Source organism: Rhodanobacteraceae bacterium (genome assembly GCA_024234055.1).
Taxonomy (GTDB): Bacteria; Pseudomonadota; Gammaproteobacteria; order Xanthomonadales; family SZUA-5; genus JADKFD01.
The window spans coordinates 313,285-334,596 of sequence record JACKOW010000003.1 but is presented as its reverse complement, the minus strand read 5'-3'; the positions used below and the strand labels follow the sequence as shown (position 1 = coordinate 334,596).

At 64.1% G+C, this 21,312-nt stretch carries 15 protein-coding genes; 9 read left to right on the top strand and 6 right to left on the bottom strand.

All coding sequences use genetic code 11. From position 1 onward, the window contains the following. Positions 1 to 193 precede the first annotated feature (193 nt). Entirely contained in the window at positions 194 to 910 is a 717-nt protein-coding gene (locus tag H7A19_08795) for a hypothetical protein (protein MCP5474924.1), read from the top strand. Positions 911 to 1,336: 426 nt separating this feature from the next. Here H7A19_08795 and H7A19_08790 read toward each other — a convergent pair whose 3' ends face one another. Continuing rightward, a complete protein-coding gene (locus tag H7A19_08790) occupies positions 1,337 to 2,158 on the bottom strand; it encodes a DUF2306 domain-containing protein (protein MCP5474923.1) in 822 nt (273 codons plus the stop codon). Positions 2,159 to 2,353: 195 nt separating this feature from the next. On the opposite strand from H7A19_08790, the gene H7A19_08785 reads away from it, so the two are divergent. The 5 genes from H7A19_08785 to aceA all read left to right on the top strand — a co-directional run bounded on the left by H7A19_08785 (position 2,354) and on the right by aceA (position 9,511). Continuing rightward, positions 2,354 to 3,493, top strand: a complete 1,140-nt coding sequence (locus tag H7A19_08785; protein ID MCP5474922.1) for an AraC family transcriptional regulator — start codon at positions 2,354 to 2,356, stop codon at positions 3,491 to 3,493. A gap of 192 nt (positions 3,494 to 3,685) precedes the next feature. Then, positions 3,686 to 4,294 (top strand): glutathione S-transferase family protein, encoded by a 609-nt coding sequence (locus H7A19_08780; GenBank protein ID MCP5474921.1) that lies wholly within the window; start codon positions 3,686 to 3,688, stop codon positions 4,292 to 4,294. Between the two features lie 411 nt (positions 4,295 to 4,705). Continuing rightward, entirely contained in the window at positions 4,706 to 6,448 is a 1,743-nt protein-coding gene (locus H7A19_08775) for a hypothetical protein (GenBank protein ID MCP5474920.1), read from the top strand. A 159-nt stretch (positions 6,449 to 6,607) separates the two neighbouring features. Next, positions 6,608 to 8,218, top strand: coding sequence for a malate synthase A (gene aceB, locus H7A19_08770; protein ID MCP5474919.1), 1,611 nt, complete (start codon positions 6,608 to 6,610; stop codon positions 8,216 to 8,218). Between the two features lie 3 nt (positions 8,219 to 8,221). Next, on the top strand, positions 8,222 to 9,511 hold the full coding sequence (aceA, locus tag H7A19_08765; protein ID MCP5474918.1) for an isocitrate lyase: 1,290 nt from the start codon (positions 8,222 to 8,224) through the stop codon (positions 9,509 to 9,511). A gap of 487 nt (positions 9,512 to 9,998) precedes the next feature. On the opposite strand, the gene H7A19_08760 is transcribed toward aceA, so the two are convergent. Then, the gene (locus H7A19_08760) at positions 9,999 to 10,544 is read right to left on the bottom strand and encodes an NUDIX hydrolase (GenBank protein MCP5474917.1); all 546 of its coding nucleotides are present in this window, start codon (positions 10,542 to 10,544) and stop codon (positions 9,999 to 10,001) included. Positions 10,545 to 10,736: 192 nt separating this feature from the next. Here H7A19_08760 and H7A19_08755 point away from each other — a divergent pair, with 192 nt between their 5' ends. Beyond that, the gene (locus H7A19_08755; GenBank protein ID MCP5474916.1) at positions 10,737 to 12,101 is read left to right on the top strand and encodes a hypothetical protein; all 1,365 of its coding nucleotides are present in this window, start codon (positions 10,737 to 10,739) and stop codon (positions 12,099 to 12,101) included. Between the two features lie 303 nt (positions 12,102 to 12,404). Here the strand turns inward: H7A19_08755 and H7A19_08750 are convergent, their stop codons facing one another. Beyond that, on the bottom strand, positions 12,405 to 13,310 hold the full coding sequence (locus H7A19_08750) for an exodeoxyribonuclease IX (GenBank protein ID MCP5474915.1): 906 nt from the start codon (positions 13,308 to 13,310) through the stop codon (positions 12,405 to 12,407). Then, complete coding sequence (locus H7A19_08745) at positions 13,310 to 13,903, bottom strand: nitroreductase (protein ID MCP5474914.1); 594 nt, start codon at positions 13,901 to 13,903, stop codon at positions 13,310 to 13,312. The genes H7A19_08750 and H7A19_08745 overlap by 1 nt, the downstream gene beginning before the upstream one ends. Positions 13,904 to 14,246: 343 nt before the next feature. On the opposite strand from H7A19_08745, the gene H7A19_08740 reads away from it, so the two are divergent. Then, positions 14,247 to 15,803 carry a Re/Si-specific NAD(P)(+) transhydrogenase subunit alpha gene (locus H7A19_08740; GenBank protein MCP5474913.1) on the top strand — a complete coding sequence of 519 codons (1,557 nt, stop codon included), beginning with the start codon at positions 14,247 to 14,249 and terminating at the stop codon, positions 15,801 to 15,803. Positions 15,804 to 15,814: 11 nt separating this feature from the next. After that, entirely contained in the window at positions 15,815 to 17,227 is a 1,413-nt protein-coding gene (pntB, locus tag H7A19_08735) for a Re/Si-specific NAD(P)(+) transhydrogenase subunit beta (protein MCP5474912.1), read from the top strand. A gap of 366 nt (positions 17,228 to 17,593) precedes the next feature. Here pntB and H7A19_08730 read toward each other — a convergent pair whose 3' ends face one another. Further along, positions 17,594 to 18,043 carry a hypothetical protein gene (locus H7A19_08730; GenBank protein MCP5474911.1) on the bottom strand — a complete coding sequence of 150 codons (450 nt, stop codon included), beginning with the start codon at positions 18,041 to 18,043 and terminating at the stop codon, positions 17,594 to 17,596. 85 nt (positions 18,044 to 18,128) lie between these two features. Next, entirely contained in the window at positions 18,129 to 21,146 is a 3,018-nt protein-coding gene (locus H7A19_08725; GenBank protein MCP5474910.1) for a diguanylate cyclase, read from the bottom strand. Positions 21,147 to 21,312: the final 166 nt, after the last annotated feature.

The following is a 21,312-nucleotide window of genomic DNA, read 5'->3' as shown; positions in this document are numbered from 1 at the left end:
TGCGTTGAAGGAACACACGCCCTACGGCTTGCTGCCGGTGCTCGACCTGCCTGGACTTGCGCCGCTGGCGCAGACCAATGCCGTTCTGGTGCTGATTGGTTGCCGTTACGGTTGGAGATCCAGGACATCCTCGTCGAGTGGGCTTGGAATCAGTCGCTGACTGAGCGTTGAGTCCCCCTGATTCCTGATCCGGATGCTGACGGTACTCCCGGACAATGAGATCCTGGTCGCGCTGGCGAAGAAGTTCAACGTACGCGCTTCGGTGGATCGCTATGGCGTCGATGGCGGTGACCCGCCGCTGGTCAACGACCGCTTCGGCGCCAGCAGCGGCAGCAATGACGACGCCTACCTGGCCGCCCATGCACTCGGTTCAGACGGTCGCCCCTTGCTCGCCAGCCTGCTGCGACGCGATCCCCATACCTGTCCGCGTACCGACCGCTTTCAGCATCTGACCCGGCGTTTGCGCAGCGGCGGTGGCGATGGCAGCTTCGCCGCCCAGGGGCAGGCCTTCTGGTATCCCGTGCAGCCGCTGTTCGACTTCTCCGACTGCAGCGAAGGCGTGCTGGAGGTGCGCGATGTCGCCTTGCAGCGCGATGGGCGCATCCTGCTGCTGAGCTCGATCCAGCAGGACCTGGAGCTGCCCCTGGTCACCCGACTGCAGGGCAATGGCTTTGCCGCAGCGGCATGGGATCTGCAGCCGGCGCCGATGAGTTTTCCGTCAGTGACGGCCCGACCCAATGCCCTGGTGCAATCCGTCGCCACGATCGTCGCCGGCCTCGGTGCTGGTGTCCACGTACCGGCCCATGTGTTGGGCGAAGGCGCCGAGCTGAGCATCAAATACGGTCCCTACCGCAGGGCGGCGGCGATGTCGGGCAGCTCAATGACTGGTCGCTGGACATCCAGTGCCTGAGTCAGCCGCCGGCCTTGTCGGACCTCAGTGTCGATGTCAGTGCCCCGGTCGTGGTCGTCGCCGGCGCCACGGTGAACCTGAACTGGACGGTGACCAACCTCGGCCCCGCTGCCACCATCGGACACACGCGACATCGTGTTCTCCTGCACCTTGGTCCGAAAGTTCTGGCAGTCGCGTGCTAGCCCGCATTTCTCACACCTGCGCGAGCAGATGCCCCCAATCTTCTAGTGAAAACAGGCGATTCCGAGGCACGCAGCAGTCACGGAGTGTTTGGCTGCATCTGCCCGCTTTGCGGCCCTCGCTGGTTCTTTGCGACTATCGCTGCGTTGCTCCTCCTCGCCATGGAATCACCATTCCTCGTCGTCGCGCCTTGCGCTAGTCGCAAAGCCCTGCGCGATCTTCCGCAACAGGTGTGAAAAATGCGGGCTAGAAGGAAGAGGCGGCCGGGTGTAGTGCCGGCAACCACATGAATGCCGCCGCCGCCAGACTGCCGGCCAGGGTGAGCAGTGCCAACAGGCCCAGCGTGACTGCCATGGCGTAGCGCGGCGCTACTCGCAGCGATCTTTCCGCACGCAGATACAGTTCCAGCATCAGCAAAGGCAGTATCCAGCTGGCAAGACTCACCCCGACAAACACCATCCCCCGGTAGTTGATCTCGACTCCCAGCGGCGCCAGCAGCAGTCCGGCAAGCATGATCCCGATGCGCAGGAACCAAACGCCGTTCACCAACAGAAAGGTTCGTAGTGCATGAACGCGATGTCGGGCAAAGTCTCGGTGGATCGCGGTGCGCCATGCCAGCGTCGCGAACACCAGGATCAGCACGCCGTTGAGGGTGATCGACAGGTTGCTGCCCGGGCCAAGCTGCGAGCCGCGAATCCAGGTCAGCGACAACCCGGTCAATGCGGCCACCAGGGAGATGCCCAGGAAAATCCGGCCATTCCAGCGATGCAGGCGAGGCCAGCGACGACGTACGCCGGGTATCAATTGCCAGGTTCCGGCGAAAGTGACGATGCCGCCCATCAGCGCATGGGCGATGAACTGAAAGTTGCCGATGGCATCGCCAGGGACATAGCCGGTAACATGCGCCTTTTGATTGAGTCCGGCGAGGTCACCGCTGACGGTGTGCCCGCCGAAGAACAGCAGGATGAACAGGACGAAGGTCCACTGACCTATCGTGGCGCAGATGAACCAGGCGGCGGCCCCCAGCTGCAGGGCGCGGGCGGAAGAATGGGTGCGAGTGTGGGTCATGCCGTGATGCCGGGTCTGTGGAGAAGTCTCAAGCCTGCCCCTGTGCCAACGCGGGGTCTCGCCGATTCGCGAATCGGCGAGTCGAAAATCCGCACCGGAAATCGTTGTTCAACTGCGGTTAGGCTGTGACTGGCGACGCATGCGAAGTCACCGTTGGTGCGTCAGACTGTTCGGGCTCCAGGGGAGGGATTGACGATGCTGTGGTGGGAAGCAACTTTGACCGCCGTGGCCGTTGGCGTGGCACTGCTGTCGTTGCTGACCTTGCGGATGCAGCACAACCTGCGGGATCACGAGCGGCTGTTCGCCGTGGTCAGCGGCTCTCTGGCGTTGTCGCTGATGTCACCGTTCGTGGTGGACACCCAACCCTGGCTGGTGTGGATGGTGGCGATCGGTGGCTCAGTCACCTGCAACGGCTTCTGGCTGGTCTCCCGCACCCTGTTCCGCGGCGACCGCGGCGTGCGGCGGGTACACCTTCTGCTGGCGGCAAGTGTGGCCATCCTCATTGCCATCCATCGCGGCACGGCGCTGCAAGCCAACGCCGAACCGTCCATGGCTACTGTGAGCATCGATGCCTTGCTGACGTTGAGCAGCACTTCCTTGCTGGCGTTGAGCTTCGTTGAACCCCTGCGCGGCTGGTCCGCGCAATGGACACAGACCGAGCGGAGCTTGCGCATCGGCTTCATGATCCTCTACGGCAGCAGCGTCCTTTCGACGACGCTGTTGGGTGAACTCGCGCATGCCTTCCCGACGCTGGTCCCGCTGCGAACCAGCGCTGTGGCGCTTTGCGCCATGCTGATGATCGCTTTCATGCATCATGCCTTTCGCCTGCGGCGCCTGAGTCCGGCACCCTTGCTTGCCGCTGACCGGGCGCATTCCGCGCCGAGGGCCCCGGTTCCGGCTGCCGGTGACGCGACCCTGATCGCCGAGCTGCAGCGCCACCTGAGCGTCCTCAAGGTCTATCGCGAACCCGAGCTGAAAGTTGCGCAGCTGGCCGAGCGACTGGGAACCGTTGAGCATCGGCTCAGCAAGCTGATCACCCAGCACACCGGCGAAAGAAACTTCAACCAATTGCTCAACCGCCACCGCGTAGCCCACGCCTGTGCGCTGCTCGCGGCCCCAGAGGGCTGCGGCACTATCCTGCAGGTCAGCAGCGAAAGCGGCTTCGCCTCGCTGGGCCCATTCAACCGCGCATTCAAGTCCATGATGGGCTGCACGCCCACCGCGTATCGTGCCCGTTGCCTGGCCGAAGGCAGACACCATCAGGCGGACACCATCGGATACCCACTTTCCAGCAACTCTGCGGCAGCAACGCGCGAGTTGTTCCCACAGACATGAACGGCGTCAGCGGCGATCATGCAACGATTGCCAGCGCCCCATCTTCGATCGGAAGCGTCACGCTACGCGGAGTTGCTCGCAGATGAGCGAGGCAAGCGTCGTTGTCCGGGCTACGCTGGATGGCGGGGCCGTGACGGATAATGCCGCCGCCAACGCGCCGCACCCTTTGCCTCTTGCCTGGGAGATACCGCTGTGACTCGACCCAGCCTGACCTATTTCGACGCCCCGGTGAGCCGCGGTGAGGAATGCCGCCTCGCGCTGCAGTTGGCGGGCGTCGACTTTGAAGACCATCGTATTCGTCGCGAAGACTGGCCGGCGTTGAAGGAACACACGCCCTACGGCTCGCTGCCCGTGCTCGATTTGCCTGGACATCCGCCGCTGGCGCAGACCAATGCCATCCTGGTGCTGATTGGTCGCCGCCACGGGCTGCACCCGGCCGACGACTTCGAGGCGGCCCGCCACGAGGGCATGATGCAGCACGTGGAAGATCTGCGTGCGAATGTCGGCCCCACCATCCGCATGGGCGAGGCCGAGAAAAAGACCGCCCGCGAAGCACTGGTGGCCGGCTACCTGCCCGCCTGGGGCCGCGCGGCCGAACGCAACATCGCCACCGGGCCGTACTTCGCGGGCGAGCGCATCCACGTGGTCGACGTGAAACTGCATATGGCCGTGCGCTGGTTCCTCGGCGGCAACGTCGACCACATTCCGGCCAACATCTTCTGCAGCTACCCCAAACTCATGGGCGTACACGACGCCGTGCGCGAGCATCCGCAGATCAAGGCCTGGTACGCGCGGGCGTAGCAAGCGCAATCGATCAAGGCGATTGCTGCGGACCCATGGATGAAAATAGACAGCCAGACGTTGCGGATGGGTCTATCAGGTACGTTTGTCGCCGGTGCCCTGCCTGCGGGTTCGGGGTAGGGCATTTGGAGCGTATGGGTTTCTGGGTGTCCATTGCTGCCGGCTACTGTAGCCCGAACTGCGCGTAGCGCTGTCCGGGCGGTGACGCGAAGAGCCCCGCTGAGCCGCTGCGCGGCACAACGGGCTACTGAACTGCGTGCAGCAGGGTCCATTCCGGCCGCGCTGGAACTATTGTTTGCGCTTGCTGCTCTCATCGTGCACTCATTCAGGCGCTGCGGGCGCGGGGTTGCGTTGATTGCGCGGCCTTCGCCAGCCGTCGAACCCAGCACTACATCGCCAGCAGGAGCTTCCATGGCCAGACCTATCTTCGCGCTCTCCGTCAGCCTGGTGCTCGGCTTGACGGCCAATTTGCCCGCCGACGCCGATGAACTGTCGCCGGCGATGGAGGCCTACGAGGACGTGACTCGATTGCGCGATCCGCATTCGGACGTCATTTATCAGGGTGCCGCCGCCACGCCAGAGGAACTGCGCGCCATTCTGGTCGATCTGGACCAGGGATTGGCCAAGCTCGATACGCCGCTGTACCGGGATCTGGGCGAAGGCAATGAATATCTGCGCTATCGACGTTTCAATTTCCTGATCGACAAGGTCAAGGTGCATGCGCGGCTGAACGAGATGACGGAGGCGCTGGCGGCTTGGGAATCGGTGCAGGACATCGCCTGGTTGTCGGAGATCAGCCCCTTCGTCTCCGATGTTCATGTCCAGCGCCTGCTGGCCGATCCGCGCTCTGCCGGCATTCGGGCGCAAGCCGAAGTAACGGCGCGCTGGGCTGGCTATCCAGCCTTGAAGACACCGTATCGCGAGCAGTTGCCGGTAGCCGAGCGCATTGCCGGGCTGTCGCTGATCTGGTCGGTGGCTCGCGACAATTTTGTCTGGTTCGATCAGCTGCCGGAGCTCGACTGGGATCAGGCCTATCTGGAAACGCTGCCCAAGGTGATCGAGGCCAAGGACACCGCCGACTACTATCGCGAACTGATGCGCTTTGCCGCTCTGCTCAAGGATGGGCACAGTAACGCCTATCCACCCGATGAGCTGGCGCCGGCCATGTACTCGCGCCCGGGTCTGCGCACGGCGCTGGTGGAGGACAAGGTGCTGGTGCTGGAGGTGCGTGATCCGGCGCTGGCGAAGTCGGGCGTGAAGGTCGGCGATGAGATCCTCCGCATCGACGGCCAACCGGTGCGGAGCTATGCAGAAGCGCAGGTGGCGCCGTACGAAAGCAGTTCCACGCGGCAAGATCGCGACGTGCGCAGTTTCAGCTATGGATTGCTGGCTGGCGATGCCCAGCAGCCTGTACAACTGCAGCTGCGATCGGCGGGCGGCAAGCTGTTCGAGGTGTCCGCACCGCGCTCGGGCTACCAGCGCACGCCGGGGCGGGCGTCCGAGAGTTTTGAAGTGCGCCGCGACGGCGTGGCGGTGTTGCGGGCTTCGCAGTTCGAATCGGATGCGGCCCATCAATTGCTGCTCAAGCACTGGTCGGAACTGAGTTCCGCCAAAGCCCTGGTGCTCGATCTGCGCGGCAACGGCGGTGGTTCCAGCAACCATGGCTGGGATCTGCTGACGCATCTCAGCGACGATCCGGTGGTAACACCGGTGTCTCGCTACCGCGATGGCTCGCCACTGAGTCGAGCCCGCAATGGCGAGAATGCCTCGATCAAATGGCGAATCGTGCCGGACGAGCCCTACCAGCGACGGGACTCGCGCAAGTTCAGCGGCCCGGTAGCCATGCTGATCGATGCCCGCACCTTCTCGGCGGCCGAAGACACGGCTGCCGCATTCAAGCTGATGCAGCGCGGCCCCATCATCGGCGTCGCCAGCGGCGGCAGCACCGGTCAACCCCTGGGCTTCCCGCTGCCCGGCGGCGGCTTCGCGCGCATCTGCGTCAAACGCGACAGCTACCCGGATGGCACCGATTTCGTCGGCGTGGGCGTGCTGCCGGACATCGAAGTGGCGCCGACGGTAGCGAGCGTACGCGCCGGTCGCGATCCGGAACTGGAAATGGCCGTGCGGACGGTGACGCGGAAAAGCCCCCGCTGAGCCGCTGCGCGGCACAACGGGCTACACGTGCCCTGCGGGGCCGGCTTACCTCAGACTTATGTCCGGTTTGCGCGCACTACGTTCGTCCGTTAGGCTCGGATTCATCTGCCGCATGGGCCTTGGGAGGGGGCTGTGCGGTGCCACCAACGAGAGCCATCCATGACCCAAGATCAGTCCGCGCCGACGTCTCGTCTGCGTGTCGTCGCTCCTCCCGCGGCCGATGCAGCGCGCATTCTCACCCCGGAAGCGCTGCAATTCCTGGAAGATCTCTGCATTCGCTTCCTGCCTGAGCGCAAGCGGCTGCTGGCGGCGCGTGAGGCCCGTCAGGAGCGCATCAACGCCGGCGAGCTGCCGGATTTTCGTCCCGAGACCGCCGCGATCCGCGCTGGCGACTGGAAGGTGGCGCCGATTCCCCTCGACCTGTGGGATCGCCGGGTCGAGATCACCGGGCCGGTGGATCGCAAGATGATCATCAACGCGCTCAACTCGGGCGCCAAGACCTTCATGGCCGATTTCGAGGATTCGAATGCGCCGACCTGGGACAATCTGATCGGAGGGCAGGGCAATCTCTTTGATGCCATCCGCCGCCAGGTCGATTTCGTCACGCCCGAAGGCAAGGCCTACAAGCTCAAGGACCAGACCGCCACGCTGATCGTGCGACCGCGCGGCTGGCATCTGGACGAGGCCCACGTGACGCTCGATGGCGAGCCGATTTCAGGCTCGCTGTTCGACTTCGCCCTGTTCCTGTTTCACAACGGCCAGGAACTGCTGGCGCGCGGCAGTGGCCCGTACTTCTATCTGCCGAAGCTGGAAAACCACATTGAAGCGCGGTTGTGGAATCTGGTCATCGATCACTGCGAAACGCAGCTGAAATTGCCGCGGGGTTCGGTCAAGGTCACGGTGCTGATCGAGACCCTGCTCGGCGCTTTCGAAATGGATGAAATTCTTTACGAACTGCGCGAGCACATCGTGGGCCTCAATTGCGGCCGCTGGGATTACATCTTCAGCTACATCCGCACCTTCCAGACCGATGCCAGCCGGGTGTTGCCCGAGCGCGGACAGGTCACGATGGGCAGCGGTTTCCTCAAGGCCTATTCGCAGCTGCTGATCAAGACCTGCCATCGCCGCGGCGCTTTTGCGATGGGCGGCATGGCGGCGCAGATTCCCATCAAGAACGATCCGGAAGCCAATGAGGCGGCAATGGCCAAGGTGCGCATCGACAAGGAGCGCGAGGCCAGCAATGGCCACGACGGCACCTGGGTGGCGCATCCGGGGCTGGTGCCGATCGCGATGGAGATCTTCGACAAGCACATGCCCGAAGCCAATCAGCTGGGCAATCTGCGCCCCGATGTCGAGGTGTCGGCCGAGGACCTGATCCGTCCGCAGCAGGGCACGATCACCGAGGCTGGTGTGCGCCTGAACATGAACATCGGTCTGGAATACATCGGCGCCTGGTTCTCGGGCAACGGCTGTGTGCCCATCCACAACCTGATGGAAGACGCCGCGACTGCCGAGATCTCCCGCGCCCAGTTGTGGCAGTGGGTGCGCACCGGTGCCCGCCTGGACGATGGTCGAGTGATCGATGCGGCCAAGGTGGAGCAGTGGCTCAATGAGGAAGTGGTTAAGCTCAAGAACGGCAATCACCCGCTGAGCGCCACCGACCTGGATGCCGCCGCCGCAATTCTGAAGCAGTTGGCTCTGGCCGAGCGTTTCGAGCGTTTTCTTACCCTCCCGGCCTACGGGCTGCTATTGCAACGTGAACGAGGCTGAATCATGGCGTTTTTGACTGCTGAGCAATTGGAACAAGATTGGGCCACCAATCCCCGATGGAAGGGCGTCACCCGCCCCTACAGTGCAGCCGACGTGGTACGTCTGCGCGGCACCGTGCCCGTAGAGCACACGCTGGCCAAGCTCGGTTCCGAGAAGCTCTGGCGCTATCTGCACACCGAGGATTACGTCAATGCGCTCGGCGCGCTGACCGGCAACATGGCCATGCAGCAGGTCAAGGCTGGCCTCAAGGCCATCTACCTGTCGGGCTGGCAGGTGGCTGCAGATGCCAATACCGCTGGCGCCATGTATCCCGACCAGTCGCTGTATCCGGTGGACTCGGTGCCGAATGTGGTGCGCCGCATCAACAACGCGCTGCTGCGCGCCGACGAGCTGCACCATGCTGAAGGCGATGCCGACTTCGACTGGCTGCAGCCGATCGTGGCCGACGCCGAGGCCGGTTTCGGCGGCGTGCTCAATGCCTTCGAACTGATGAAGCACATGATCGAGGCCGGTGCCGCCGGTGTGCATTGGGAAGACCAGCTGGCCAGCGCCAAGAAGTGCGGCCACATGGGCGGCAAGGTGCTGGTGCCGACCCAGGAAGCGGTGCAGAAGCTGATTGCCGCACGTCTGGCGGCCGACTGCGCCGGCGTGCCGAGCATCATCGTTGCCCGCACCGATGCGCTCGCCGCCGATCTGGTCACCAGCGATATTGATCCGAATGACAAGCCCTTCCTGACCGGTGAGCGCACCGTTGAGGGCTTCTACCTGAGCAATATGGGTCCGGAGCAGGCGATCTCGCGTGGTCTGGCCTATGCACCCTATTGCGATCTGATCTGGTGCGAGACCGGCAAGCCGGATCTGGAATTCGCCAAGCAGTTCGCCGATGCCATCCATGCCAAGTTCCCGGGCAAGATGCTCGCATACAACTGCTCGCCGAGCTTCAACTGGAAGAAGTACCTGGACGACGCCACCATCGCCAAGTTCCAGCGCGAGCTCGGCGCCATGGGCTACAAGTTCCAGTTCATCACGCTGGCCGGTTTCCACGCGCTGAATTTCTCGATGTTCCAGCTGGCCAAGGGCTACAAGTCGCGTCAGATGTCGGCTTATGTGGAACTGCAGCAGGCTGAGTTTGCGGCCGAGCCGCTGGGCTACACTGCGACCAAGCACCAGCGCGAAGTGGGCACGGGTTACTTCGACCAGGTCACCCAGGTCATCGCCGGCGCGCAGTCTTCGATCACCGCGCTGAAGGGTTCCACCGAGGACGAGCAGTTCCTCGATGAAAAGGTAGCCTGAACAGGATCGCCGCCGCGCCGTTTCTGAACGGCGCGGATGGCCCCGGGGACCTTCCCGGGTCGTTCTTGTAGGTATTGCACCCTCACCCCGGCAGGTTTCTGTCGGGGTTTTTTGTGCCTGTAGTTTCGTTGGAGCGACCTCGTGTCGCGAGCGCCAACACCGGAGGCTTGCGCCCGAACGTGTTCCGGGCCATTTGGTAGCCGACGCATCAACGCGGAGAACGCAGAGGCACGCAGAGAACGCGGAGAAGGGCGAATGCCAACCTGAATCTGCTTCTCTCTGCGTGCTCCGCGCCCCTCTGCGTTCTCCGCGTTCAGCTTCTTCGATCAAGCCCGCCACGTGGTCCGGCTTGCGCTGCCTTGTCGCGACGCGAGGTCGCTCCTACCGGGCAGGGTTTCGCGCAGGAGCGCCTTCACGGCGCGACCGATGACGCCGCAGAGTAGCGGGTGGGTCGCGGTGCCGGGCCGCCGGTCGCGACGCGAGGTCGCTACAGAGCGCGGCCGGCGGCGTCGTGATTGAGGAAATAAATGCCGGCATAGACCTTGGGATCAATTGCGAAACCGGCGGCCATCTTGGCGGCGACGAAGGCGGCGATCTCGTTGACCGGGACTTCGTGCACGGTGATGTCCTCGCTGGCATCGCCACCGCCGGCATTTACCCGCATCAGGCCGCGGGCGCGGACGAAATGCATGATTTCGGTGCTCATGCCGGCGGAACTCGGGCCGGCCATGATGCTGTCGACGTGCTCGCAGTCCCAGCCGGTTTCTTCCAGCAGTTCGCGACGGGCCGACTCGCGCCAGGATTCGCCTTCGAAGCTGGCCTGATCGCCGATCAGTCCGGCCGGAAACTCCAGGGTCTTTGACTGGATCGGGATGCGGTACTGCTCCACCAGCAACACCCGGTCCTCGGGCGTGACCGCGACGATGATCACGGCACCCTGCGGATTGGCGCGCTCGGCGTATTCCCAGGTACCGCGTCGGCGCAGATGCACATACTTGCCAGCGAACAGGGTTTCAATGGATTGATCAGTCATGATTGGGGAACTTAATCGGCGGGGGGCGGTCAGCATTGCTTCGCAGTTCAGCGCGGCGCACGCGATAATGCCACGCTTGTCCGACTGTGCCGCCAGACGCCGTGCCGGTCCGGAATTGCCCCTTTCTTGTTCCTCATCTCTGTTGGTGTCATGAAATCAAAGACCTACGTTCTCAACATTTGCGCAGCTGCAATGATCCTCGCGGCCTCCAACTTGTCGGCCCAGGCCCTGCGCAATGCGCCGCCGCCGCCACCTACTGACACCCAGATCGAACTGTCCAAGATCTCCGATATCGGCCAGCTGATGCAGAAGGCGGAGGGCTGGAAGTCCGCGGGCGACATGCGCCGCTACACCTATGCCATGGAGCGCCTGCTGGCACTGCGCCCCTACAGCCCGACTTTCATGTATCGGCTGGCCGAGGCCTACGCCATCCAGGACGACAAGACCCGGGCCTACAACCTGCTGATCCAGGTGCAGAAGCAGGGCCTGGCGATCAATCCGGACAAGGACAAGGATTTCGATCCCATCCGCAACACGCAGGCCTTCAAGTACATCATCGAGGGGCTGGAAGCCAATGCCACGCCCTTTGGTGAGGGCAAGGTGGCGATCACGCTGAAGGACGCGCCGGAACTCATCGAGAGCCTGACCTATGACGCCAAGGGCAAGCGCTTTCTGGTGGGCAGCGTGCGCACGGGTGAAATCCTGAGCGTGAGTCTGGACGGCAAGAAGCAGAGCGTCTGGGCCAAGCCGGCCACGACCGTGGGCTTGAAGAGTGTCTTCGCCCTGGCGGCTGATGAGGCCCGGGGCTTTCTCTGGGTGGGCACGGCCGGTGCGCCGCAGTATGTGGACCACAAGCCCGCCGACATGGGCTTTGCCGCGCTGCTGAAGATGGATCTGAAGACCGGCAAGTTGATCGAAGCCTATCCCTTGCCGCCGGCGCCAACGCCGCGCAATTTCGGGTCGATCACGGTGTCCAGCAACGGCACGGTGTACGCCACGGATGCGCTCACCAACGTGATCTACCAGGTGCAGGGTGGCGAGCTGCGGGTCCTGCTGACCGTGCCGGGCTCGACCAGCCTGCGCGGCATTGCAGTGACGCCCGACCAGAAATTCCTCTACTTCGTCGACTATGAACTCGGCTTGCGCGTGGCTGATCTGAGCAAGAGCGAAGTGCGTGATCTCAGCAAGGACGGCCAGAATCTGGGCGGCATCGATGGTTTGTACTTCTACAAGGACCATTTGATTGCCGTGCAGAACGGATCGATCCCGACCCGCGTACTGCGCATCGCCCTGACGCCTGATCACATGGCCATCAAGGCCGTGCAGCCGATCGAAGCCAACAAGGACGTGCTGGAAATGCCGACCTACGGCGCCATGGTGGGGGACGATTTCTACTTCATCCCCAACAGCCAGCGCGATGTCTACGACGCCAACGGCAATCCGGTGGCCGGATTCTTCCCGGAAGCGCGCAAGCTCTACCAGGTCTCGGCACGCTTTGCCTGGCAGGGTGAGGACGCGGTCGGCACACAGGGCGCGCTGCCTGCCAAGCCGGAGTAAGGGAGCAAAGCGCGCAATACGCGGAAAGGTGAGGCGCCATTCCCGCGAAGGCGGGAATCCAGCTACGGGTCGCTGGATCCCCGCCTTCGCGGGGATGACGATGGGGGCTCATGGCCTGTGAGCAGCGCGGGGCCAGACTGTTGGCTCGCGAGGGTGGGTCCGGCAGGCCATGCCGCGGCCGCCGGCGCGAACGGCCCTGACGCACATCCCGATTCGCGGCGCGCCGGAGCCGCGCTACCTCGCTGACCGACGGCGACGTCGGAGCGTTGAAGTAGGTCGAGTCTGCGCGCCCGGGAGTTCGGGCTAGGCAAAGCGGGCGTGGATGGCCGCGGCTCGCCGGCGCAGGAAGGGTCCGAATCCGAGCTGGTCGAACAGCTGGCCGAGTGCATCCAGATCCGGTTGCTGCGGGCGCAGCAGTTCGAGATCGTCCGGCACCGGCGCGGCGCAGTGGATCTGCGTGAGCTGACGTGACAGAAACGCCTGCTCGCGGTGTTCGATCAGCTTGAGCTGCAGTGATTTGGCGCCGCGCAGGCGCAGGTGTTCGACTTCCTGTACCCGGCTGTAGAGTTCATCCAGGCTGCCGAAATGTGCCAGCAGCCGTGCCGCGCTGATCTGGCCGACGCCGCGCACGCCGGGAATGTTGTCGACCGGATCGCCGGCCAGCGCCAGCAGATCGACCATCTGGTCGGGGCGCACACCGAAACGTTCCTCCACGGTGGCGCAGTTGTAGCGCTTGTCGCGACCATAGTCCCATTGCTCGTCGCCGTCGCCCAGCAACTGGGTCAGATCCTTGTCGGCCGAGATCACCAGGATCCGGCGCCCCTGGTTGCGGGCCACAGTCGCCAGGGAGCCGATCAAATCGTCGGCCTCATAGCGTTGATCGGAATGGATGCTCAGCCCGAGCAGGCTGGCGACGGCCTTGCAATGGGCAAACTGGCGCAACAGGGCCTCATCGGGCGGCTCGCGGTTGGCCTTGTAGGCTGGATAGATTTCGTGGCGGAAGCCGCTGTCCAGGGCCTCGTCGAAACACACGGCCATATGGCTGTGCTGCCCCTGTTCCAGCAACTGCAGCAGAAAGCTGGCGAACCCCTGCACGGCATTGGTGGGCCAGCCGTCTCGGTCGTGCCAGTCGGGTGGCAACGAGTGGTAGGCGCGGAAGATGTAGAGACTGGCATCGACCAGACAAACCGGTTCGTCGGCAGTGCTCATCAGATGGCTGGCATGTCGGCGGGGCGCCATTCGCGGACCAGTTGTTCGTAACTGGGCCGTTCCCGTGGTGGTGCCTCGCCCTGGGCGGTGCCGATGTGGATGAAGCCCACGACCTTCTCATGCGCTTCCACACCCAGAATGCGCAGCGCGATCTCGTCGTAGGCGGGCCAGCCGGTCAGCCAGATGGCACCATAGCCCAGGGCGCAGGCGCCGATCAGCAGGTTCTGGGCCAGCGCCGCTGCCGACAGCAATTGCTCGACTTCCGGAATCTTGTGATCCGGCGTCAGCCTGGCAATCACGGCGATGACCACCGGGGCGTGGGAAAAGCGCTGCAGGTCCTTCTGCAGCAGCGCTTCATCCATCTCGTCGCCGCGGGCCTTGCGCATGTCCACCAGGGCCCGGCCGAGTGCATCACGGGCCTCGCCGTGGATCAGCAACAATCGCCACGGACGCAGGCGGCCGTGATCGGACACCTTGGCGGCGGCCTCGATCAAGGCCCGCAGTTCGGCTTCCGTGGGTGCTGGCAGGCCGAGGAAGCGTTGCGGGGTGGACTGCCGATCGGTCAGCGGCCTGAGTTTGGATTCGATGGTCATGGCGGCGGGCTTTTCGTGGGGTCATTCGATTCTACGTAGGTTAGAGACGAGCGCGTCACGTAGCGCAAGCGCAACGTGACCTACAAGCGCACGGGTTGACCGAAGGTAGGTCACGTTGGCCGCAACGCGGGCCAGGTGACACGGTGTAGCACCCGTTCGCGCGCGCGGGGCTTGGGGTGGTGAAGCGGCATATGGCAGACTGGCGGGACAACGCTCTGCACTCGCCGCATGGCGGTTCGCTGGCTGCTGTCTTGATGCGCGTCAACGGGGAGAAGGATTGCGGGAGTAGCTTGCAGTCCGGACCGTGTATCCAATGCTGATGAATCGAGTCATGGAGAACTGAATGTCACTGACTATCGGAGTGCCACGAGAGGTCACGGCGGGCGAGAAGCGCGTTGCGACTGTTCCCGAAGTGGTCGAGAAATTGATCAAGCTGGGCTTCCAGGTTGCCGTTGAATCCGGCGCCGGCGAGGGGGCGAATTGCAGTGACGACAGCTACAGCGCCGCCGGCGCCCGGATCATCCCGGACCCGGCCCGGCTTTGGGCGGAATCGGACATCGTCTTCAAGGTTGGCGTTCCGACCACCGAGGAAGTCGGCTTGCTGCGCGAAGGCGGTACGCTGATCGGTTTCATCTGGCCGGCGCAGAATCCGGAATTGATGCAGCAGCTGAGCGCCAGGAAGGCCACCGTGCTGGCCATCGATTGCCTGCCGCGCATGCTCAGCCGCGCCCAGAAGATGGACGCGCTGACCTCGCAGGCCGGCGTCGCCGGGTATCGCGCGGTGATTGAAGCCGCCAATGCCTTTGGTCGCTTCTTCAACGGCCAGATCACGGCCGCAGGCAAGGTGCCGCCGGCCAAGGTGTTCATCGCCGGCGCTGGCGTCGCTGGTCTGGCGGCGATCGGCACGGCAGCGGGCCTCGGTGCCATCGTGCGCGCCAATGACACCCGCGCCGAAGTGGCCGATCAGGTGGTGTCGCTGGGCGGCGAGTTCGTCAAGGTCGATTACGAAGAGGAAGGCTCCGGCGGCGGTGGCTACGCCAAGGTGATGAGCGAGGGCTTCCAGAAGGCCCAGCGCGAGATGTACGCCAAGCAGGCCAAGGAGGTGGACATCATCATCACCACCGCGCTGATCCCCGGCAAGCCCGCCCCCAGGCTGATCACGGCCGAGATGGTCCAGAGCATGAAGCCCGGCAGCGTGATCGTCGACATGGCGGCCGAACGCGGCGGCAACTGCGAGCTGACCGAGCCCGGCCAGGCCGTGGTCAAGCACGGGGTGACCATCGTCGGATACACCGATCTGACCAGCCGACTGGCCAAGCAGTCATCGACGCTCTACGCCAACAACCTGTTCCGTCTCAGCGAAGAGCTGTGCAAGACCAAGGATGGGGTCATTGACGTCAACATGGACGACGATGCCATCCGCGGCCTGACGGTCATCAAGAACGGCGAAGTGACCTGGCCGCCGCCGGCGCCCAAGTTGCCCGCGGCCACGCCAGCCGCCAAGCCGGCCGCACCGGTGCAGAAGAAGAGTGGTGGCCACGGCAAGCCCAGCGAGCCGGCCTCGGCGACCCGAACTGCCGTGATGTTCCTGGTCGGCGCCGTGATTTTCGGGTTGATCGGCTATGGCGCACCTTCAGCCTTTCTGGCCCATTTCACGGTGTTCGTGCTGGCCTGCTTTGTCGGCTACATGGTGGTCTGGAACGTGACGCCCGCGCTGCACACGCCCTTGATGAGCGTCACCAACGCCATCAGCAGCATCATCGCCATCGGCGCCCTGATCCAGGTCGGGCCTGAAGGCTGGATTCGCTGGCTGGCGGTGGCGGCGATCGCGCTGACCGCGGTGAACATGTTCGGCGGATTCGCCGTCACGCAGCGCATGCTGCAGATGTTCCACAAGTAGGGGACACACGAATGTCTGCAAGTCTGGTTACTGTCGCCTACATCGGGGCCATCATTCTCTTCATCCTCAGCCTGGGCGGGCTGTCAAACCCGGAAACCTCCCGCCGCGGCAATCTCTACGGCATGCTGGGCATGACCATTGCCGTGCTGGCAACGGTCTTTGGGCCGCGTGTCACCATGGCGGGCGTTCCCTGGATCGTCGGCGCCATGGTCGCTGGCGGTGCGGTCGGGCTGTATGCCGCGCGCACCGTCAAGATGACCCAGATGCCGGAACTGGTGGCGCTGATGCACAGCCTGGTCGGCCTGGCCGCCTGCCTGGTCGGCTTTGCCAGCTATATCGATCCCTCGGCCTCCGAGGGACTCAGCGGCGCCGAGAAGACCATCCACGAGATCGAGATCTACGTCGGCATCCTGATTGGTGCCGTGACCTTCTCTGGTTCGATCATTGCCTTCGGCAAGCTCTCGGGCAAGATTGGTGGCAATCCCTTGCTGCTGCCGGGGCGTCACTGGCTCAATCTCATCGGTCTGCTGGTGGTGATCTGGTTCGGGCACGCCTTCCTCAACGCCCATTCGGTCACTGACGGCATGACGCCGCTGATCGTGATGACCACGATAGCGCTGCTCTTCGGCATCCACATGGTCATGGCGATTGGCGGTGCCGACATGCCGGTGGTGGTGTCGATGCTCAACAGTTACTCGGGATGGGCTGCCGCAGCCACCGGCTTCATGCTCAGCAACGATCTGCTGATCGTCACCGGCGCGCTGGTGGGATCGAGTGGCGCCATCCTCTCGTACATCATGTGCAACGCGATGAATCGCAATTTCATCAGCGTGATTGCCGGTGGCTTTGGCACCACCAGCGGCGCGAAGCCCGCTGGTGCGGCCCAGCCGGCCGGTGACGTGGTGCCGATCAGCAGCACCGAAACGGCCGAGATGCTGCGCGACTCCAAGAGCGTGATCATCGTTCCCGGCTACGGCATGGCCGTGGCGCAGGCCCAGCACACGGTGTACGAGATCACCAAGCATCTGCGCGAGAACGGCGTCAAGATCCGCTTCGGCATCCACCCGGTGGCCGGGCGCATGCCCGGGCACATGAATGTGCTGTTGGCTGAAGCCAAGGTGCCTTATGACATCGTGCTGGAAATGGACGAACTCAACGACGATTTCCCGAGTACGGACGTGGCGATCGTGATCGGCGCCAACGACATCGTCAATCCGGCCGCGCAGGACGACCCGACCAGCCCGATTGCTGGCATGCCGGTGCTGGAAGTGTGGAAGGCCAAGACCTCGATCGTCATGAAGCGGAGCATGGCTTCCGGTTATGCAGGTGTAGATAACCCATTGTTCTACAAAGAAAATAATCGGATGCTCTTTGGCGATGCCAAGAAGATGCTGGACGAGGTGCTGGTGGCTTTGAAGGCTTGATTGTCGAATACAAGCAGGAGAACTCTACTTCGGCATGGAGGGCGAGTTGTGCAGGAACGACATTCGCCATGGGCGATGAGTTCGCCGGCGGTCGGAGGTAGGCCGAGGCTGCCGCGAGGCGTTGAGTGGTGCGTGTGCCGGGGAACGCGCCTGCGGCGCGCGCTCTCGGCCTACGGGGTGTGTCGGTCCGAAACGGCGCTCGGGCCATGAACCAGGGTGTGAGGTAGCGCGGCTCCGGCGCGCGGACCCGGCCTACGGCTTTGAGGAGGGTCGCGCGCCTGCGCGGCCGCTCTTGATTTCCGTGGCACAAGCAAAGCGGCGCCGCGGCGCGACGCCCTCCACAGCCGCCGCAATGGTGGAACCGATTCAGCCGCGCTTTTTCCGAACCTTCCTGCCGGGTGCTTCGCCGGGCTGGGCCCAGCCCAGGCCGAAGGCGAGGATCAGCGCGGCGCCGTACCAGCTGAGGTCCAGCGCGGTGTTCTGCGCCCGGGCCACGGCGTAGGCCATGTCCAGGCCGATGATGCGTATGGCATCGAGCAAGCCCAGGCCCATCTGCGCGGCGATGAAACCTGCGGCAATCAGCCAGTTGGCGTAGGCAATGGTCAAGGCCAGCAGGCACAGGCAGAGCACGGCTCGCACCACGCCCGGTGGATGGTTGTTGAAGCGCAGCACCGCTGCCAGCGCCAGCGCACTGGGAACGGCCATCCAACTGGCGCGGCCACTGCCGGCCAGGCCGAACAGTGACCAGATTGCGCCCATGGCGGTCGCCGCCAGCAGCGCGGCAATCACGCCGAGCAGTAGATTGATGAAGCGCATGCGCAGGCCTGAGGTGCGGAAAGGCGGGGATGATGCCAGCTGGCTGAGGTCTGCGCTGTGCCGTAGGCAACCGAAAGAGGGCGGATCAGTGCGGATCGCCGACGCGGCGGCGCGGACCAGTGTCGATCTGGATCAGTCCCTCGCGCTCCAGCTGATCCAGTCGGCCCGTGACCCCGCCGGAGAACGCGGCAGCGCCGGCACGGGCGCGGGCCTGAACGATGGCCCAGCCATTGCGTCCGCCCGACTTGATCAGGTACAGGCCGGCATCTGCCAGTTCCAGTGACAGGTTCCAGTCATTGGCGTCGCTGCGGTCAGCCAGAGCCGGGAACAGGGCATAGCCGATCGAGGCGCTCACGTGGCTGCGCTGGTTGGTCGAATGCTCGAAAGCTTTCGAGCCGATACGCTGGCGCAGACTCTCGCAGAACTGCTCCGGATCGGTAATCGACTCCGCCGCCAGGACCAGCATGAACTCCTCGCCGCCCCAGCGCAGCGGAAATCCTTCATTGCCGGTGAATTCGGACAAAACCTCGGCCAGCTGGCGCAGCACTTCATCGCCGGCAAGGTGGCCATGGACATCGTTGATGCGCTTGAAGTGGTCCAGATCGATGAGCACGAATGCCAGTCGCTGGGGGCGGTCATCGTTGGCATCGAGCCGCCACTCGGCCATGTACCGGGCCAGATAGCGGCGATTGCGCAAGCCCGTCAGCGCGTCGGTCTGGGACTCCTCCAGCAGGGCTCGATTGGCCGATCTCAGGCGCTCGTTGGCGCGATCCAGTTCGGCTGTTCGCTGCTGGATCTGGCGTTCCAGCGCCCGTTCGCGGGCCTGCACCCGACGCCGATATCCGCTCCATCCCAGGGCCACCAGGCCAAGCCCGATCAAGGCCATCAATGCCAGGAACCACCACGCCCGATAGAAGGGCGGCACGAGTTCGAAGCGCAGCTGTGCCGGTTCCGGGCTGAGCAAACCGGAACTGCTGCTGGCGACGGCTTCGAAGCGATAGGAGCCCGGCGCAAGATTGGTGTAATAGACCGTGCGCCTTTCACCCGCTGATCGCCAGCGGGAGTCATAGCCTATCAATCGATAGCGAAAGCGCAGGCCTATTGGGTCTTGCAGCGCCAATCCCGAGAACTGGATGGCGACATCACCGCTACTGCCGTCCAGCCGAAAAGGGCCCTGGTCTTCATAGGTCACGCCCAGGTGCTCGACCGACTCTGCCACGGCCGGCGGCGGCAGGGCACTGCGGCGAATCTTGCCGGTATCGAGGCGCAGCACGCCCTCCAGCGTCGGCAGCCAGAGACTGCCGTTGGCGCGGGTGATCCGCGCCTGCGCGCCGCCATTGCAACAGCGTGCGCGCAGGGCGCCCGGATGTTGCGATCCGGTCTGCACGACCATGTCGGCCTCGACACGGCCGCCCTGGCGATGGAAGTGGTCCAGATCGCTCTCGGTGATCCTGTAGACACCCTCGGGGCTGCTCACGTACACCCAGCCGCCATCGGCGATAGCGGCAAAGGCGCTGTTGAAGGGCAGGCCGTCGGTGGTGGTGAGTTGGCGGAAATCGCCGGCAGCACCGATGAACAAGCCGGCGTCCATGCTGGTGATCAGGAAACGATTGCCAAGCCAGGGGACGATGGCAGTGATCAGAGCTGGTGTCAGTTCCGGCGGCTGGTCCAGGCGCCGATAGCGGCCATTGATGCCGCGGAACACGCCGCGTTCGGTGCCGACCCAGATCTCCCCGTGTTGAGATTGCGCCAAGGCCCGGACTCTGGATTCGGTGAGTCCCTGTTCGGGCCCGATGCGTGCCAGGGAACCTTCGGATTGCACGTAGAGACCCTGGTCGGTGCCGATCCAGAGTTGCCCCGGTGTTTCCTCGATGATGGCCCGGATCGCCGACTGTGCGATCGGCTCCCAGATCGGATCGCGGCTCAGCGTGTGGCCATCCCAGCGTGCCAGCCCCGCGCGGGTGCCGACCAGCAGATCGCCGTTCTGGGTGCGGTACAGGTCATAGGCCGATGAATCCGGCAGCTCGCGGGTGCTGGTCAGCAGGCGCACAGCACCGTTGGGGCTCATTTCCTCGATGCCAGTGTTGGTGCCGATCCACACCCGCCCGCTGTCATCGCTGAGTACACTCCAGACGAAGGCGTCGGACAACCCTTCTTCCAGGCTGAGGCGCGCCACCCAGCCGTTCCAGACCCGGGTCAGGCTGTGGGTTAGGCTGCCGACCCAGAGATTGCCCTCACGGTCCTCGAAGAAGCTGGAGATCCAGGCATTGTCGCCCAGTTGTGCCGTCAGGCAATGTTCCAGTCCCAGCCGCGGATGGTAGCGATACAGCCCCTGGGTGGTGCCGATCCACACATTCGCGTCATTGTCCCGAAACAGCGCTTCGATGCGGTGCATGGCCAGCGGCTGCGCCCAGGGTGGAATCACCCAGCCATCGCCGCTGCGCTGGAACAGTCCGCGCCGGGTGCCCGCGAGCAAGCCTTCGGGTGTGGGCAGCAAGGCCATCACCGCCGGTGCGTCGGCCGCACCGGGAATGGCGATCGAGCGCGATCGGCTGGCCTTCAGTTCGATGACTTCGCCATTGCTGCCCGCGTAGACCGTGCTGCCGATACGGGCCAGGGAATGAACGGCTACGCCGGGAAGCACGGGCGCCTCGACGCTTTGACCATCGACCCGGAACAATCCGTTCTCGGTACCGACCAGCACCCGTCCGTCAATATCGTTGAGCAAGGCGCCGATGGCCACGTCCTTGCCGGGAATCAGGTCGATACCGGCCCATTCGCCACCGGCGTAGCGCGTCAGTCCGCGATTCGACCCAAACCACAGGCTGCCATCCGCGGCCAGATGGGTCTTGTCGATGATATTTGCACGCAGGGCCGGCGTATTCTCGACATTGAAGACCCGAAATCGGACGCCGTCGAAACGGGCCACGCCGTTCTGGGTCGTCAGCCACAGATATCCGGTCGTATCCTGCGTGATCGAGAGTACGGACAACTGCGGCAACCCGTCTTCGATGCCCCACTGGTCTATGACGTAGTGGCGAAAGGCCTTGTCGGGGTCCAGCGCATGGGCATTGAAGGCCAGCAGCCACAGCAACATGGCCACGGCGTAGCCCCGCCATCGGCCGCGGAGGTGTGTGTCGTTGGCGCATGGCGAGAGCTGCAGCTGAACTGGCACCTGAGCGAGCCTGTGCAGTGGGGGTTTTGGGGATGATGACCGGGTATTGTAGAGCGAGTAAGCATGGCCAGGATCTGGCCTTACCCCTGATCGG

Coding starts and splice junctions, on each gene's coding strand:
- H7A19_08785 (MCP5474922.1), top strand. CDS start 2,354: ATGCTGTGGTGGGAAGCAACTTTGACCGCCGTGGCCGTTGGCGTGGCA.
- H7A19_08755 (MCP5474916.1), top strand. CDS start 10,737: ATGATCCTCGCGGCCTCCAACTTGTCGGCCCAGGCCCTGCGCAATGCG.
- H7A19_08790 (MCP5474923.1), bottom strand. CDS start 2,158: ATGACCCACACTCGCACCCATTCTTCCGCCCGCGCCCTGCAGCTGGGG.
- pntB (MCP5474912.1), top strand. CDS start 15,815: ATGTCTGCAAGTCTGGTTACTGTCGCCTACATCGGGGCCATCATTCTC.
- H7A19_08775 (MCP5474920.1), top strand. CDS start 4,706: ATGGCCAGACCTATCTTCGCGCTCTCCGTCAGCCTGGTGCTCGGCTTG.
- aceB (MCP5474919.1), top strand. CDS start 6,608: ATGACCCAAGATCAGTCCGCGCCGACGTCTCGTCTGCGTGTCGTCGCT.
- H7A19_08760 (MCP5474917.1), bottom strand. CDS start 10,544: ATGACTGATCAATCCATTGAAACCCTGTTCGCTGGCAAGTATGTGCAT.
- H7A19_08795 (MCP5474924.1), top strand. CDS start 194: ATGCTGACGGTACTCCCGGACAATGAGATCCTGGTCGCGCTGGCGAAG.
- aceA (MCP5474918.1), top strand. CDS start 8,222: ATGGCGTTTTTGACTGCTGAGCAATTGGAACAAGATTGGGCCACCAAT.
- H7A19_08745 (MCP5474914.1), bottom strand. CDS start 13,903: ATGACCATCGAATCCAAACTCAGGCCGCTGACCGATCGGCAGTCCACC.
- H7A19_08730 (MCP5474911.1), bottom strand. CDS start 18,043: ATGCGCTTCATCAATCTACTGCTCGGCGTGATTGCCGCGCTGCTGGCG.
- H7A19_08740 (MCP5474913.1), top strand. CDS start 14,247: ATGTCACTGACTATCGGAGTGCCACGAGAGGTCACGGCGGGCGAGAAG.
- H7A19_08750 (MCP5474915.1), bottom strand. CDS start 13,310: ATGAGCACTGCCGACGAACCGGTTTGTCTGGTCGATGCCAGTCTCTAC.